We start from the raw sequence: 288 nt of genomic DNA on the forward strand, positions 1-288 counted from the left end.
TATTACTTAAGAGATTTTAGACAGCTTCTTAGGATATGTTGCAACGTGGGCGAAAGATAAGAATTTGATCCATAATGCATTAAGTGAAATTCAGAAAGGCAGTAATAAGGTGATTGATCTTAGCGATACATTAATCGAGAAACTAGGCTTACAACAAGAACAAGATATCAAAAAAGTACCAATTGCAGAACTTAACAAAACTTACTTAAAAGGTAGATTGTAAAATTAATCCGAACGCTGTTCGGACAAAAAAGATCAGCTTCCTTTAAAATGGTGTTTACCACAAAC

Annotated in this window: 1 pseudogene; it reads left to right on the plus strand. The window is 33.0% G+C overall.

The annotated features are described in order from the left end of the window. Positions 1-28 precede the first annotated feature (28 nt). Positions 29-223: pseudogene (locus FD47_RS15980) on the plus strand (hypothetical protein); the annotation flags it as partial. Between the last annotated feature and the right edge of the window lie 65 nt (positions 224-288).

This window comes from Lentilactobacillus parafarraginis DSM 18390 = JCM 14109 (assembly GCF_001435895.1).
GTDB lineage: Bacteria > Bacillota > Bacilli > Lactobacillales > Lactobacillaceae > Lentilactobacillus > Lentilactobacillus parafarraginis.